Here is a 16,307-nt window from a genome sequence, read left to right as displayed (position 1 = left end):
ATTGGACAAATTGGTGATTGAGGGTGGAAGGCCCCTATCTGGAACCATTCGTATCCATGGAGCAAAAAATGCAGCTTTACCTATTCTAGCAGCTAGTCTTCTGGCAGAAGGGACTGTAAGATTAAGCAATGTCCCGCACCTGCTGGATATTGAAGTGATGCTCAGCATTCTCAGCCGTCTTGGCTCCAAATGCAAGCATGAGCTGGAGACGGTAACCGTGGATACCTCGTCTGCCAATTCGTTTCATGTCCCGGAAGATTTAATGAAGCAGATGCGATCCTCCATCTTTTTGATGGGACCTCTGCTGGCCCGTTTTGGTGAAGTGACGATCTATCAGCCAGGGGGCTGCGCGATCGGAGAACGCAAGATCGACCTCCATCTTCAGGGATTGCAGGCGCTTGGTGCGGAAATCGAGGAGAGTAACGATAAGATCCATTGCAGGGCAAGCCGGCTGGTCGGAACGGATATTCATCTGGATTTTGCCAGCGTAGGGGCAACGGAGAATATCATGATGGCAGCAGCAACGGCGCTTGGCACAACGGTGCTCACCAATGCCGCCAGAGAGCCTGAAATTCAGGACCTTCAGCATTTCCTGAACAAGATGGGAGCGAACATTATCGGCGCAGGAACGGATACCATCACGATCCATGGCGTGGAGCGTCTGGAGCCTTGCGAGTACGAAATTATACCGGACCGGATCGTAGCCGGCACCGTCATGATCGCAGCAGCCGTCACCCGCGGTAGTGTAACGCTTACAAAGACCAATCCATCTCATTTAACTTCCCTTATACATGTGCTAAAGCGCGCCGGTGTTCAAACCAGTATATGCAATGATATAATAAACATAAGCTGTATGAGCCGTCCTAAAGCGGTGGAACGTATCGTGACTTCACCGTATCCTTCGTTCCCGACTGATTTGCAATCTCAGGTTATGGTCCTGCTGTCCTTGGCGGACGGATTTAGCGTGATGAAAGAGACGGTATTCGAAGGACGGTTCAAACATGTGGAGGAACTCTCCCGTATGGGGGCGGACATTTCCACGGATCTGAACTACGCGTTTATACGCGGTGTTCAGAGAATTTATGGAGCTACGGTGGAGGCAACCGATCTTCGGGCTGGAGCGGCGCTCGTCATTGCCGGTTTGGCCGCGCAGGGAACGACCGTGGTGGAGCAAGTTCACCATATTGATCGCGGTTATGATCGTATTGAAAACATGTTCCAAGGTTTAGGCGCCCGGATCTATCGTCAATCTCCGGTGCCAAAACCGCTTGATTTAGCCAATTGAGGTCCTGGGCTTCCCCTCCGAACAAGGAGGGGATAACAGGTCTTTATGGAGAGAGTGGATATGTCCAAGACACATATGCCTGTCCTGAAGCAGGACAAGCCTAAACCGAAAACAGCCAAAAAAATCATATGGATACTTTTGCTGCTGTTCGTAGCCCTGCTGACGATTCTGTTTTTCCGGTCGTCAGTCAGCCAAGTTACCGAGATTCATTTTACAGGCAATACGTTTAATACCAATGAGCAGCTTATCAAGCAAAGCGGACTCCACATCGGAGACCAGTACTTTGGCGTTGAGCCGAAAGATGTGCAGGAACGCCTGATGAAGCTGGGAACGATTGAGTCGGCTGAAGTGGTCAAGAACTTTCCGGGCGAAGTCAGCATCGTGGTGACGGAACATCCTACGGTGGCCTACGAGCTGTCCGACAGCGGGGAACTTCAAGCCATACTGGCCAGCGGTACCTCGGTTCCCGTTACAGCGAGCGGTATTGCCGTTGAGAAGCCAATTTTGACCAATTGGGATCCGAACGACCCCAACAAGGCTGTCCTTAGCGAAGTGCTTGCGGAGATTTCGGGCAGCCTGACCTCCGATATCTCGGAAATCATGCCGTCGCCGACGCTATCTTTTCCGGATCGGATCAAGATGTATACACGTTCCAAATTCGAAGTCATCACTTCGGTCTCCTTGCTCCGTGACAAAGTAGAATATCTGAATCAGGTTACCGAAATGGAGCGGCCGGGTGTGATTACGATGCTGGAAGCAGATTCTTACGTGCCGTTTGTAGAAGAAGTTGGAGAAGACGCGGAAGAAGGGCAATAACCCCCTACTCAGGGATTGGAATAAATGGTACAATTGAAAGTATTGACAACTTGTTTCGGCTCTTCTTTTTTGAATGACTTTTACGGCCTGTTATAGCAAATGTTGGCAGTAAAAAAAATGTTGAAAAAAGAGGGAAAGACCCGCGAGTGTTGAATAAGTAGAAATGTATTCTTTATAATCAAAATTAATTTGCTAAAAACAGGAGGTGCCAGGGCTTGAGCAACAATGACATCATTGTTAGTTTGGACATCGGTACATCCAAAGTTCGTGCTATTATTGGGGAAGTTAATAATGGAACCTTTAATATTATTGGAGTTGGATCTGCCGACTCGGAGGGAATTCGCAAAGGTGCAATTGTAGATATCGACCAGACCGTACAATCCATTCGCAGCGCTGTTGATCATGCGGAGCGTATGGTCGGTATTCAAATATCCGAAGTATATGTCGGCATTTCTGGAAATCATATCGGACTTCAATCCAGCCATGGAGTTGTGGCAGTATCGAACGAGGATCGCGAAATTGGTGAAGAGGACATCGACCGCGTGCTGAAAGCAGCGGAAGTCGTGGCGCTTCCTCCGGATCGTGAAATTATCGATGTGGTTGCTAAACAGTTTGTAGTTGACGGTTTGGAAGGAATCTCTGATCCGCGAGGAATGATCGGCGTAAGACTAGAAGTTGAAGCGACGATTATTACTGGCGCCAAAACGGCAATACATAACCTGTTACGTTGTGTGGAGAAATCAGGTCTGAAAGTGAAGGATCTGGTGCTGATTCCGCTTGGTGCCGGACAGCTGGCCTTGTCCAAGGATGAGAAAACGATGGGTTCGGTGCTGGTTGACGTCGGGGCGGGCTCAACCACGTTGGCTGTGTTCGAGGGAGGTAGCATTGCCGCAACTTCGACGCTTCCGGTTGGTGGAGATTTCGTGACGAATGACATTGCATATGGCCTGCGAACGCTGACGGATCAAGCAGAGAAGGTTAAACTGAAGTACGGATGCGCGCTGATCGAGAGTGCCGCACACGAAGTAACGTTTAAGGTAACAAGAATTGGAAGCAATGTGGACAAGGAGTTCACTCAGGAAGATCTGGCAGCTATCATAGAACCTCGCGTTCAGGAAATTTTCCAATTGGTGCGCCAAGAAATTAAGCGCTTGGGTTACAGCGAGCTTCCTGGTGGTTATATACTTGCTGGGGGCACTATGTCCATGCCTGGTGTGCTGCAGGTGGCACAAAATGAGCTGGCGACTTCCGTACGGATTGCGGTTCCCGATTTCATCGGTGTTCGTGATCCGGGATACTGCAGCGGAGTCGGCATCCTCCATAATGCAATCCGGAACGTACGTGTACGCAATACAGGAGGAAGCAACAACAGCAGCGGAAATAGCAAGAAACCGGTGAACCGCGCTAAGCAGCAAAGTCCTGTCGCAGCAACTCAGGAGACCAGCCAGAAGCCGGGATTTATTGAACGCTTGAAAAAGATGTTCAGCGAGTTTATATAGCGGATTCATTCGACTGTGGACGTGCCATCCACGCACATTGAGGGGGAGATGGATTAGATGTTGGAATTTGATTTTGAAATGGAGAGCTTAGCTCAAATAAAAGTAATCGGAGTAGGTGGCGGCGGAAGCAACGCCGTTAACCGAATGATTGAGAATGGTGTGCAGGGTGTTGAATTTATTACAGTCAATACGGATGCTCAGGCACTCCACCTTGCCAAATCCGAACATAAACTGCAAATCGGGGACAAGCTGACTCGCGGTCTTGGTGCCGGCGCCAATCCTGACGTAGGCAAGAAGGCTGCGGAAGAATCCCGCGATTTGATCATGAACACCCTGAAGGGTGCCGATATGGTATTCGTTACGGCCGGTATGGGTGGCGGAACCGGAACGGGTGCTGCTCCTGTCATTGCTGAAATCGCCAAGGAATGCGGCGCACTGACCGTAGGCGTGGTGACTCGGCCATTTACCTTTGAGGGACGCAAGCGCTCTTCTCAAGCAGAGCTGGGCATTGAAGCTCTGAAGGAAAAGGTCGATACGCTGATCGTCATCCCGAATGATCGACTTCTCGAAATTGTCGACAAGAAGACACCAATGCTGGAAGCTTTCCGTGAAGCGGATAATGTTCTTCGCCAGGCAGTCCAAGGCATCTCTGATCTGATTGCTGTACCGGGTCTGATCAACCTTGACTTTGCCGACGTGAAAACGATCATGACAGAACGCGGTTCGGCCCTGATGGGTATTGGACTGGCAACGGGTGAGAATCGTGCCTCCGAGGCTGCCCGCAAGGCGATCATGAGCCCGCTGCTTGAAACCTCTATCGAAGGTGCGCGCGGTGTGATCATGAACATTACGGGAGGAACCAATCTCTCCTTGTATGAAGTGAATGAAGCGGCCGAGATCGTAACTTCAGCTTCCGATCCGGAAGTGAACATGATTTTCGGTGCGATTATTGAGGAAAACATGAAGGATGAAATCAAAGTAACGGTTATCGCTACCGGCTTTGAAGGCAAGCCTGCTCCAATCCCTCCTGGACGTCGTCCTGTGCCTCAAGGGGAACAGCAGCAACAACAACAGCAGTCGGCAACGGACAAGAGTAATGTGAATCTGAAGCCGTTTGGCAATCAGAACAGCAATGATCAGCTTGATATTCCTACTTTCCTTCGCAATCGTTCCCGCAATAATGATTAATAACGGTAAGCCTGTGCTTCGTCATCATGATGAAGACAGGCTTATTTTTATATCCACGCCTCGTCATCTTCCTTTTATTTCATTTACAAGGCCAACAGCTGATGCTGTCACACTTTCACGAATGAAAGTCCAATCAGCAATTACTGTGGAAATTAAGGATATTCCCCGAGCCTTCCTGCCAAGATAGAGATCGCCGATAACGCTAAGAGGCTGCTCCTGGTACAGGTCTCTAAAAACTGCCCTTCATCGACAAAAAAAGTCTGTAATCCGCCCACAGGTTTAGACAGACTTTGAATTCTATTCTTCTTATACTAGTAACATCTCCCGTTGCCCAGAAAACAACAGAAGGATAACCGAAGTGATTCTTCGACTAGGCAGGTGAACAACCTGGTTGTTTATATTGATCTCATATTTTTGGCAAACCTCGTCATTGACGGCATGTTGCTGGCTTTGACCGCCTGGATGCGCAGGGTCAAGCCAAGGTGGTGGAGACTTGTATTATCCTCTGTGGTAGGCGCACTGTATGTCGTCATGATGTTTGTCCCGCAACTCTCATTTTTGTTTACTTTTCTCATCAAATTTGGACTTTCGTTGATCATGTTATGGATTGCATTCGGCTTTGCAAGCTTACAGAGTTATCTGCGAAATTTGGGAGCATTTTATATGGTGAATTTTGCGGCAGCCGGAGGCATTATCGGTGTTCATTACCTGGTCCAAAATTCGGGAGAACTGTTTAGCGGGATATGGTATACGTCATCGGGAGGGCTATCGTTTGAATTGAAGGTGGGATTCTGGTTTGCGTGCATTACCTTTTTTGTAGTTGTATTCGGATTTAAAGCCGTTCAGACCACGAAACGTAAAACCGAGAACCGGGAGGCCTTATTGGGAGAGGTGTCGGTATGGATCGGCAGCGCCAAAATATCCTGTGTGGGGCTGCTCGATACAGGTAACCAATTGAGTGATCCCTTAACCCGCACGCCGGTTATGGTGATGGAAGCAGCACTGTGGGAAGCCCACCTGCCTCAGGGATGGAGCAAACAGTTGATGGAGGGGGAACCGGACAAATTAATCATGGGGCTCGCGGCAGAGGAATTTGAATGGCAAGACCGTCTGCGGCTTGTTCCCTATCGCGGTGTCAACCGGGGGGCTGCTTTCATGCTTGCGTTAAAGCCCGACATGGTACGGATCGAACTGGGAGGATTTGAATATTCGGCATCCAAGGTGTTGATTGGTCTTGATGGCGGGACGCTCTCGGGTGACAGGGCATACAGGGCCATTATCCATCCGGCATTAACGGAAGGAGAAGGTACGCCGAAGATGAATGCCAATTCAAACAAGCCGGTATCCGATGGAAGCTGCAAATCCGAGATGGACGCTTCATCCCTCAATGGGGGAACCGGACCGGAATCAGGTGCAGCCAAGAACGCAGGATGATAACCATGAAGCCATTTTCATAGTGTTCGAGTTTGCCATTAATACGGCGGACTCATGAATAAGTCTTTGAAAACCTTTATGACATTTCCAGAGCATGCCGGACTAGAAGAATTGAAATTACGTTTATGAAGCCAGTTATCCCTACGGGAAAACGTTTAGGAGGATAAGAGATGCCCGTTAAATGGAGATTAGCATTGCAGCTGCAGTATTATCGCGTACTTTTTTTGCTAGGCCTGAAGAGTCAGGAAATCTACTATATCGGAGGAAGCGAGGCGCTCCCGCCGCCGCTTACGAAAGAGGAAGAGGAGTTCTTGCTCAAGAAGCTGCCTACCGGGGATGCAGCCACCCGTGCCATGCTTATCGAACGTAACCTGCGTCTGGTGGTTTACATTGCCCGCAAATTCGAGAACACCGGCATTAACATCGAGGATTTGGTATCGATTGGTGCCATCGGTTTGATTAAGGCGGTGAATACGTTTGACCCGGAGAAAAAAATCAAGCTGGCTACATACGCCTCGCGCTGTATTGAGAACGAAATTTTGATGTATTTGCGTCGGAATAACAAAACCCGCAGCGAGGTTTCTTTTGACGAACCGCTGAATATCGATTGGGACGGCAATGAATTGCTCTTGTCCGACGTATTGGGTACTGAGAATGACACCATCTACCGTAATATCGAGGAGCAGGTCGACCGGAAGCTGCTGCAAAAAGCGCTGGATAAATTAAGCGACCGGGAACGCATGATTATGGAGCTTCGTTTTGGTCTTCAGGACGGTGAGGAAAAGACGCAAAAAGACGTGGCAGATCTGCTTGGAATCTCACAATCCTACATTTCCCGATTGGAGAAGAGAATTATAAAGAGGCTCCGCAAAGAATTCAACAAGATGGTGTAACTGGAAATCGCAAGGAATAAAATAGCCCCCCTCGGAGATAATGTACAGTAATGTTTCTCCTTGGGAGGTTAGTCATCATGACGCGAAACAAAGTTGAAATTTGTGGTGTGGATACGTCAAAACTGCCTGTTCTGACGAATGTGGAAATGAGGGAACTGTTTCATAATCTGCAGCAGAACAATGAACGATCGGCTCGAGAAAAACTGGTGAACGGCAACCTGAGACTGGTGCTCAGCGTCATCCAAAGGTTTAACAATCGGGGAGAGTTTGTTGATGATCTGTTTCAGGTGGGCTGCATCGGATTGATGAAAGCCATCGACAATTTTGATTTATCGCAAAATGTTAAATTTTCCACTTATGCCGTACCGATGATTATCGGAGAAATACGTCGATACTTAAGGGACAATAACCCGATTCGCGTCTCCCGATCACTGCGTGATATTGCTTACAAAGCACTTCAGGTCAGGGATCAGCTGACAAATGCGAACTCGCGTGAACCGACGATTTTTGAAATTTCCGAAGCGCTGAACGTGCCCAAGGAAGACGTTGTTTTTGCACTAGATGCTATTCAAGATCCCGTTTCGCTGTTTGAGCCGATTTATCATGACGGTGGCGATCCGATTTATGTGATGGATCAAATCAGTGATGATAAGAACAAAGATGTGTCCTGGATTGAGGAAATTGCGCTTCGGGAAGCGATGCACAAGCTCGGACAACGCGAGAAAATGATTTTATCCATGCGGTTTTATGAAGGCAAGACCCAGATGGAGGTTGCGGATGAAATCGGCATCTCCCAAGCTCAAGTGTCCCGCCTGGAGAAGTCAGCGATCAAGCAGATGCAGAAGCACGTCAAAACGTAAGAAGACCAGCAATCAAACGAACAGATAACGATCCCGTTTATGGGATCGTTTTTTTAATTTTAGATAAGCTATTTTATCTAAGCGGCTCATATATTGAACAGAGGGATATGGATTGAAGATGGATGGACGGACGGCTGACCTTCAAATACATCTAAGGTGTGATGCTCATGATACCTGATAATCAAATGGTGGGGAAAAAGATGAAAATTTCCGATTTTCAAACGAAGGACGTTATTAATATCATTGATGGCAAACGGCTCGGACAGATCAGCGATCTGGAGCTGGACTTGCGGCAGGGCCGGATTGAAGCGATTGTGGTGCCAAGTTACGGTAAATTTATGGGGCTGTTCGGCGGCGGGAGCGACCTGATCATTCCGTGGCGGAATATCGTCAAGATTGGTTCGGATGTCGTCCTTGTCAAAATGGAGGAATTGCGAAGAACGCCCGATGATCAGGAATCGGTGGAATACCTGGACCGGCCGGACCGGCGATCCTTCTAAACAGAGGATCCGGTTAATGTGTCTCCGGCGTGGGTTTTCTGTTACACTGGTCATAGAGGTGGGATGCGCATGGAACCGTTTGTTAGACAAGATCAGCAGACACCGAGTCTGTTTGTGCTTGAAAAATGGAGTGGGGGATCAGGAAGCGCCGCACTCACGGCCGGCTTCACAGGCCGGCATGGCGGCGTAAGCCGAGCCCCCTATGATAGTTTGAATTTGGCCTTTCATGTCGGAGACGAGCCGGGTGACATTGTAGAGAACCGGAAACGAACCGCTGCGGCATTGGGTTTTTCTCTGGAAGACTGGACTTGCGGTGAACAGGTCCATGATGTTCAGATTGGCGTGGTTCATGATAAGGACAGGGGCAGAGGGAGTTTGGACCGAGCCTCGGCTTTTCAAAATACGGATGGACTTGTAACCGATGTTCCCGGCGTTTTATTGACGTCCTTCTACGCGGACTGCGTGCCGCTTTATTTGTCGACAGGATGGTTGTGGAATACGGAAGCCTGCCTCAGCACATTCACGCTGCGATTGGTCCATCCATAAGCGAGTGCTGTTACGAGGTGGATGATCGGGTCATGGATCGTGTCCGCGATATCGGAATCGAGGGAAACACATCCGAGAAAGTTACAAATTCAGCTTTTTATATCGACAAGGGACAAGGGAAATACATGCTGAACTTGAAAGAAATAAACAGACACATTATGATTAAAGCAGGAATATTGGCGGAACATATCGAATGTACATCATGGTGTACAAGCTGCAATCATGATCTGTTCTTCTCTTATCGTAAAGATGGGGGGACAACGGGTCGTATGGCAAGTTGGATCGGGATGAGAAAGAGGTGAGTCGTCCCTTGAGTTTGAAGGAACGTATCGATCGAGTGGAACAGCGAATCACGGAGGCTTGCGCAAGAAGCGGCAGGAACCGGAATGATGTAAATATCATTGCGGTTACTAAATATGTCTCCTTGGATATGACAGCTTCGGTACTGGATCAGGGACTGCAGCATATCGGCGAGAACCGCTGGCAGGATGCCCAGGCGAAATGGAACGCTCTTGGAAGCCGCGGCACATGGCATTTCATCGGCCATCTTCAGACCAATAAGGTTCGGGATGTCATTGATAAATTTCAATATATTCATTCGCTTGACCGCTTGTCTCTGGCCCATGAGCTGGAGAAGAGGGCTGCTGCGCTGGATCTGCAGGTATCCGCCTTTATGCAGGTCAATATCTCGGGCGAGGAATCCAAGTATGGTTTGCCTCCTGAGAAAGCAGCCGAGTTTTTGAAGGAAATCAACAGTCTTTCACACGTAAAGGTGACCGGACTCATGACCATGGCTCCATATGAATCGTCGGCGGAGCAGACGCGTCCTGTATTTCGTGGTTTAAGACAACTAAGAGATGAGCTGAACAAGCAGGCGCTTACGGCGGAGCCATTGACCGAATTGTCCATGGGCATGTCCAATGACTTTGAAGTAGCCATAGAGGAAGGGGCGACCTGGGTGCGTCTCGGCTCGACTTTAGTAGGGAAAGAGGAGGATTGACGATGGGCGTGATGAACCGGTTTATGAATTTCTTGGGACTGCAAGAGGAAGAAGAAGTTGTGGAACGCGAGGTACTGGCCTCGCAGGAAGAGCCGGTGGAGGCAACGCCGTTTGATCATCGGAAGAACCAAAAAAGCGGCAATATCGTAAGCATTCATTCACAGAAGAACGTGAAGGTTGTATTAGTGGAGCCTCGTTCATATGATGAAGCACAGGAGATTGCAGATCATCTGCGGTCATTCCGAACGGTTGTGGTCAACCTGCAGCGTGTGAGGAATGATCAGGCGCTGCGCATTATCGATTTTCTCAGCGGAACCGTGTATGCGCTTAGCGGCGGAATCTCGAAGGTGGGCGGGAACATCTTCCTATGCACGCCGGATACCGTGGAGATCCAAGGTTCGATCTCGGAGATTCTAGCAGACGAGCATGAATATAACAGAATGAGGTGATTTAGGCTTTGACCTACGAAATTTACAGTATCGTTGGAACGCTGTTCCAAATTTATTTTTACATGATCTTGGTCTACGTCTTAATGTCATGGCTTCCTAATGTACGAGAAAGCTTTATCGGCGAGCTGCTTGGCAAGCTTGTAGAGCCCTATCTTGCACCATTTCGCCGGTTTATTCCGCCGATCATGGGCATGATCGATATTTCCCCCATTGTCGCATTGTTCGTGCTGCAGCTGGCACAGCGTGGTGTGTACGCAATTCTCGGATATTTCCTATAGCAGGTGAATGAGCGATGAAACTGGACATCTACGATCATTTTCACAAGGATGAACGGGAGTTTGTGGACCGGGCTTGGGAGTGGGTTGTCAATGCCGGACAATATCATGAAGCGAAACTGACGGATTTTCTGGATCCTCGCCAGCGGTTCATTCTGGAATCGCTCGTGAATCGTCATCCGGATGTGCATGCCATGTTTGATGGTGGACATGCTGATGCAGAACGCGTTCGGGCGTGGATCGCTCCGGATTACCGAGCGCTTGAAGGCGAGGATTTCAAGATGAAGGTGCTCAGCATTTCTTCCGGAGATCAGAAGTTTCTGGAGCTGGAGCATGGCGACTACATGGGTTCGATTCTGGGTCTTGGCATTAAGAGATCGAAGATTGGTGACATCCATGTGCTCGCGGACGGCTGCCATGCGGTCGTAGCCGACGATATCAGCGCGTTTCTCCATCTGAATCTCAGCCAGGTCCACCGGGTGCATGTGATGACGGAACTGCTGCCAATGGACAAGCTTGAGGTTGCCCGCACGAATTTCGAAACGATGGATATTACGGTATCTTCCATGAGACTGGACGGAATCGCCAGCGATGCATATCGAATCAGCCGTACGAAAATCGTGGTGCCGATCAAGGCTGGCCGATGCCGCGTGAACTGGAAAGTGGAAGAGGACCCCTCAACGAATTTAAAAGAAGGCGATGTCGTTTCCATCCAAGGCTTTGGACGGTTTAAAGTTTTGGAGACAGGAAGCCTGACGAAAAAAGGGCGGTACCGTATCAAGGTTGGGAAATATGCCTGACCTTTGAAGGAATTGCCGTTTTTTTGTCGAATGAGTACAAAGTGTCATTCAAAATAACAATGGATTTACCGATAAATCGTAAATGACCGCTATTGTCTTCACGGACGGGTGGTTTGGCTTACACAGCGGATGAACCGTCCTGTAAGGCCCATATATTTAGGAGGTGCACACCATGCCATTGACGCCGCTTGATATACATAACAAGGAATTTGCTCGTCGAATTCGGGGTTATGATGAGGACGAGGTCAACGAGTTTTTGGATCAGATTATTAAGGATTATGAAAGTGTGATCCGGGAGAACAAAGAGTTGGGCAACCAGCTTATTGCGATGCAAGAAAGACTGGATCATTTTTCGAATATTGAGGAAACCTTGTCTAAGACCATCATTGTCGCTCAGGAGGCGGCGGATGAGCTGAAGAACAACGCGAAGAAGGAAGCCCAGCTGATCATTAAGGAATCCGAGAAGAATGCGGATCGGATCATTAATGATGCGCTCGGTAAATCCCGCAAAATCGCGCTTGAGGTTGAAGAACTGAAGAAGCAGGCTTCCATCTACCGCACCCGTTTCCGCTCCCTGGTTGAGGCGCAGCTGGAGCTGTTGAAACAAGAAGGCTGGGAGACGCTCGAGAACCGGGAACCGAGTCTTGAACCAAAAGAAGTATACTAGGCGGGTATCCGGTTGACTTTTTCCGCGAAAGAGTCTATAACTAATAACATATTGTTGATTCATACAACCATTCGTTGATGGGAATAGTACGCGAAGGATCTGTCCCTCAGAGAGCCGGCAGTTGCTGAAAGCCCGGCGTTCAGACCAAGCAGAAGATCATCCCGGAGAAGTGAAGCTGAAGCGTTTAACCGCGTGTGTAAGCTGAACCGTCAGCCGAACGTTATATCGGACCTTGCCTATTACGAACAGGCATGGACATTGAGGTGTCGCTTGGGCAGACTTCCATTTGGAGTCGGCCGTGCGAAATTAGGGTGGTATCGCGAGAACAGGTTCTCGTCCCTTGGGGGATGAGGCCTTTTTTTATTTTCACAGAATTTTTACGAAGTGAAAGGGAGATCTGTATGAACAGAGTAGACGTCAAGGAGAAGGCGCGGGCCAGAGAGCTGCGCATCTTGAACAAATGGAACGAGGAGAACACGTTCAAGAAATCAATCGAGCTGCGGGCCGGCAAGCCGAATTATGTATTCTACGAAGGTCCGCCGACCGCTAACGGTGCACCGCACATCGGTCACGTGCTTGGCCGCGTCATCAAGGATTTTGTGGGCCGTTATCAGACGATGAAGGGCTACCATGTCGTTCGGAAAGCGGGCTGGGATACGCACGGGCTTCCGGTTGAGCTTGGCGTAGAGAAGCAGCTTGGCATCTCCGGCAAGCAGGAGATCGAGAATTATGGCGTTGAAGCTTTTATCAAAAAATGCAGAGCCAGCGTATTTGAATATGAGCACAAGTGGCGCGAGCTGACTGAGGCGATTGCTTATTGGACCGATCTGGATCATCCGTACATCACACTTGAGAACAACTATATCGAGAGTGTATGGAACATTTTGGCGACGATTCATGATAAAGGCCTTCTGTACCGCGGTCATCGCGTGAGCCCATACTGTCCTTGCTGTCAGACCACGCTCAGCTCCCACGAGGTGGCGCAAGGTTATGAGGATGTTAAAGACCTTAGCGCAACGGCTAAATTTAAGCTGCATGACAGCGGAGAGTATGTACTGGCATGGACAACGACGCCTTGGACGCTTCCATCCCACGTGGCACTGGCTGTGAATCCGGATATGGATTACGCCCGCGTCGAGCAGGAGGACGGCATCTATATCGTGGCTAAGAATCTGGTAGAGGATGTCATGAAGGGCGACTTTACCGTTCTGTCCACGCTGAAAGGTTCCGAGCTGGTCGGCAAGACTTACGATCCTCCGTTCCCGTATGTAAAAGCGGAAAAAACGAATCTCATCGTCGGCGCTTCCTTTGTTACCGATGCAAGCGGTACGGGGATTGTGCATATGGCTCCTGCGCACGGTGAAGACGACTATCGCGTATGCCGTGAGAATGGCATCAGCTTCGTGAGTGTCGTGAACGGCCAAGGCCGTTATACCGATGAAGTGACGGATTTTGCCGGACGCTTCGTGAAGGATTGCGATCTGGACATCGTGAAGGCTTTGTCTGAAAAAGGACTTCTGTACAGCAAGGAGAAATACGAGCACAGCTATCCATTCTGCTGGCGCTGTAAATCCCCGCTGCTCTATTATGCGATGGAGAGCTGGTTTATCGAAACGACAGCGGTTAAGGATCAGTTGATCGCGAACAACAATGAGGTCACCTGGTATCCGGGCCATGTGCGCGAAGGCCGCTTCGGCAAGTTCCTTGAAGATCTGGTCGATTGGAATATTAGCCGGAACCGTTATTGGGGAACACCGCTTAACGTATGGGTCTGCGATTCTTGTGAAGGGCAATTCTCGCCGCACAGCATTGCGGAGCTTCGGGCTAACGCCGTAGGCGAGGTAGCGGAGGATCTGGAGCTGCATAAGCCGTATGTGGATGAAGTGAAAGTGAAATGCTCTCACTGTGAAGGCGGCGTCATGGAACGGACCTCGGAAGTCATCGACGTATGGTTTGACAGCGGATCGATGCCGTATGCACAATACCATTATCCATTCGAGGACAAGGAGAAATTCGAACAGCAGTATCCTGCCGATATGATCTGCGAAGGGATCGACCAGACGCGTGGATGGTTCTACAGCTTGCTTGCCGTATCGACCCTCTTCACGGGTAAAGCGCCTTATAAAGCAGTTATGGCCACAGGACATATTCTTGATGAAAACGGACAGAAGATGTCCAAATCCAAGGGCAACGTCATCGATCCTTGGGAAATCATCGAAGAGTACGGTACGGATGCGTTCCGTTGGGCGCTGCTCGCTGACAGTGCACCATGGAACAGCAAACGCTTTTCGAAAGGAATCGTCGGCGAAGCCAAATCCAAGGTTGTCGATACGCTGGTGAACACCCATGCGTTCCTGACATTGTATGCCGGCATCGATGGCTATGATCCGAAGGAGCATGACTTCAAGGGATCGAACCACAAGCTGGACCGCTGGATTCTGTCCCGACTGAACAGCTTGATTCAAGTGGTTGACAAGGGACTGGCCGTGAATGATTTCCTGAATGCGGCCAAAGCAATCGAAGCTTACGTGGATGAGCTGAGCAACTGGTATATCCGCCGCTCGCGCGACCGTTTCTGGGGCAGCGGACTCGGGGAAGATAAGCTGGCCGCATACGGGACGCTTACACACGTGCTGCTGACTCTCTCCAAGCTGATGGCACCATTCACGCCGATGCTGTCCGAAGATATCTTCGTCAACTTGGGCGGCGGTGAGAGCGTGCATCTGGCCGACTTCCCGCAAGCCGACGAGGCGTTGATCGACAAGGCGCTCGAGCAGGACATGGAGACGGCTAGACAGATCGTAGAGCTTGCGCGCAATGTCCGCAACGAGACCGGGATCAAAACGCGCCAGCCGCTGTCTGAGCTCATCGTATCCATGGATCGCGAGTTTGACCTTGCGGGATATGAAGACATCATCAAGGATGAGATCAACGTCAAAGCGATTGAGGTGGAGACCAGCGACAGTGGTTTCGTTGATTTCACGCTGAAAATGAACCTAAAGATTGCAGGCAAGAAATACGGCAAAAATATCGGCTTCCTGCAAGGGTTCCTGAAAGGCATGAGCAGTGACGAGACCCGCAAGGTGGTCCAAACGGGCGGCGTGAACGTGACATCGCCGGAAGGTGAAGAATTACAGATCACATCTGAAGAGCTGCTGGTGGAGAAGAAGGCGAAGGAAGGCTTCGCATCCGCTTCAGGTTATGGTTTAACCGTTGCGCTTAATACGGATATCACGCCGGAGCTCGAGCAGGAAGGCTGGGTTCGCGAAGTGGTGCGTGCCGTACAGGATACGCGGAAGAAGCTGGACCTGCCGATCGAGAAGCGGGTGAACTTGACCCTCGATACGGATGAAGAGCTTCAAGTTGCGATCGCCGCATTTGAAGATGTGCTGCGCGAGAATGTCCTAGTGAACGATTTGCAATTTGGACAAAGCGAAGACATGGAGCGGGTTGAGCTTGGCGGCAAAACCATCGGCATCCACATCGCCTAAGTTATAAATTGGTTATAAAACACTGCCCTTATCTACAGGGGCAGTGTTTTTTTGTATTCATAAAAAATATCGAATACTTAAGGGTGTTCTCACAAACGAATGAGATGCTTCCCATAGATGCATAATAATCAGCGAATTGATATGTAATGGTAAGCAGATTACGAGCATACAAGGTAATGTAGCTGCTCTGGGTCTATAATTTGAAGTCGATTAGTTTAGGCAAAGGGGCGGTAGAAATGGCGGAGAAGCCGGATGCTGGGGTGCCAACTCAACAAAAAAAATCACTTGAGGAAGAGCGGGACCAATTGAGCGCCATACACCGCATGACCACGGACATAGCACAGCAGCTGGAGAAGGCTCGGATCGCGGAGTATACCCAGCTGCTGAACCGCCCATGGAAGTTGATTTGGACCAATTTGCTGGCCGGGTCGGCCCGCGGTGTGGGAATCGCGATTGGCTTTACCTTTTTTGCGGCGACCATTATCTATGTCCTTCAGGCACTTGGTGCATTGAATTTGCCTATTATCGGCGACTACATTGCAGATATTGTCCGGATCGTTCAGCGTCAGCTTGAGCTGACGTGAGTGATCTATATGAATATGTA

15 protein-coding genes and 1 pseudogene are annotated in these 16,307 nt (G+C 49.6%); all 16 read left to right on the top strand.

All coding sequences use genetic code 11. The features are described from left to right. Window position 1: 1 nt before the first annotated feature. The gene (gene murA, locus ACPV3A_RS20805) at window positions 2-1,285 is read left to right on the top strand and encodes a UDP-N-acetylglucosamine 1-carboxyvinyltransferase (protein ID WP_071222989.1); all 1,284 of its coding nucleotides are present in this window, start codon (window positions 2-4) and stop codon (window positions 1,283-1,285) included. A 60-nt stretch (window positions 1,286-1,345) separates the two neighbouring features. Further along, window positions 1,346-2,101 (top strand): cell division protein FtsQ/DivIB, encoded by a 756-nt coding sequence (locus ACPV3A_RS20800; protein ID WP_426200935.1) that lies wholly within the window; start codon window positions 1,346-1,348, stop codon window positions 2,099-2,101. 215 nt (window positions 2,102-2,316) lie between these two features. Beyond that, window positions 2,317-3,600, top strand: coding sequence for a cell division protein FtsA (ftsA, locus tag ACPV3A_RS20795; RefSeq protein WP_426200933.1), 1,284 nt, complete (start codon window positions 2,317-2,319; stop codon window positions 3,598-3,600). Window positions 3,601-3,657: 57 nt separating this feature from the next. Further along, entirely contained in the window at window positions 3,658-4,788 is a 1,131-nt protein-coding gene (gene ftsZ / locus ACPV3A_RS20790; RefSeq protein WP_426200931.1) for a cell division protein FtsZ, read from the top strand. A 387-nt stretch (window positions 4,789-5,175) separates the two neighbouring features. Further along, a complete protein-coding gene (spoIIGA, locus tag ACPV3A_RS20785; RefSeq protein ID WP_426201018.1) occupies window positions 5,176-6,222 on the top strand; it encodes a sigma-E processing peptidase SpoIIGA in 1,047 nt (348 codons plus the stop codon). 170 nt (window positions 6,223-6,392) lie between these two features. Beyond that, a complete protein-coding gene (sigE, locus tag ACPV3A_RS20780; protein ID WP_071222992.1) occupies window positions 6,393-7,115 on the top strand; it encodes an RNA polymerase sporulation sigma factor SigE in 723 nt (240 codons plus the stop codon). Window positions 7,116-7,192: 77 nt separating this feature from the next. Further along, a complete protein-coding gene (gene sigG, locus ACPV3A_RS20775; protein ID WP_006209087.1) occupies window positions 7,193-7,975 on the top strand; it encodes an RNA polymerase sporulation sigma factor SigG in 783 nt (260 codons plus the stop codon). Window positions 7,976-8,175: 200 nt separating this feature from the next. Continuing rightward, window positions 8,176-8,475, top strand: a complete 300-nt coding sequence (locus ACPV3A_RS20770) for a YlmC/YmxH family sporulation protein (protein ID WP_233354800.1) — start codon at window positions 8,176-8,178, stop codon at window positions 8,473-8,475. Window positions 8,476-8,544: 69 nt separating this feature from the next. Next, window positions 8,545-9,323 (top strand): annotated as a pseudogene (locus ACPV3A_RS20765) (polyphenol oxidase family protein). An 8-nt stretch (window positions 9,324-9,331) separates the two neighbouring features. Next, window positions 9,332-10,021 carry a YggS family pyridoxal phosphate-dependent enzyme gene (locus ACPV3A_RS20760; RefSeq protein ID WP_194541673.1) on the top strand — a complete coding sequence of 230 codons (690 nt, stop codon included), beginning with the start codon at window positions 9,332-9,334 and terminating at the stop codon, window positions 10,019-10,021. Window positions 10,022-10,023: 2 nt separating this feature from the next. Further along, on the top strand, window positions 10,024-10,470 hold the full coding sequence (locus ACPV3A_RS20755) for a cell division protein SepF (RefSeq protein WP_009589651.1): 447 nt from the start codon (window positions 10,024-10,026) through the stop codon (window positions 10,468-10,470). 8 nt (window positions 10,471-10,478) lie between these two features. Further along, a complete protein-coding gene (locus ACPV3A_RS20750; protein WP_194541674.1) occupies window positions 10,479-10,748 on the top strand; it encodes a YggT family protein in 270 nt (89 codons plus the stop codon). Window positions 10,749-10,762: 14 nt separating this feature from the next. Continuing rightward, window positions 10,763-11,545, top strand: coding sequence for an RNA-binding protein (locus ACPV3A_RS20745; protein ID WP_194541675.1), 783 nt, complete (start codon window positions 10,763-10,765; stop codon window positions 11,543-11,545). Window positions 11,546-11,717: 172 nt separating this feature from the next. Further along, the gene (locus ACPV3A_RS20740) at window positions 11,718-12,212 is read left to right on the top strand and encodes a DivIVA domain-containing protein (protein WP_071222998.1); all 495 of its coding nucleotides are present in this window, start codon (window positions 11,718-11,720) and stop codon (window positions 12,210-12,212) included. Between the two features lie 401 nt (window positions 12,213-12,613). Continuing rightward, complete coding sequence (gene ileS / locus ACPV3A_RS20735) at window positions 12,614-15,703, top strand: isoleucine--tRNA ligase (protein WP_426200927.1); 3,090 nt, start codon at window positions 12,614-12,616, stop codon at window positions 15,701-15,703. Between the two features lie 236 nt (window positions 15,704-15,939). Further along, on the top strand, window positions 15,940-16,287 hold the full coding sequence (locus ACPV3A_RS20730) for a DUF5665 domain-containing protein (protein ID WP_426200925.1): 348 nt from the start codon (window positions 15,940-15,942) through the stop codon (window positions 16,285-16,287). Window positions 16,288-16,307: the final 20 nt, after the last annotated feature.

Source organism: Paenibacillus sp. Dod16 (assembly GCF_049893405.1).
Classification (GTDB): domain Bacteria; phylum Bacillota; class Bacilli; order Paenibacillales; family Paenibacillaceae; genus Paenibacillus_AQ.
Note: the sequence above shows the minus strand (reverse complement) of the source record. Positions and strands in the feature narration are given on the sequence as shown.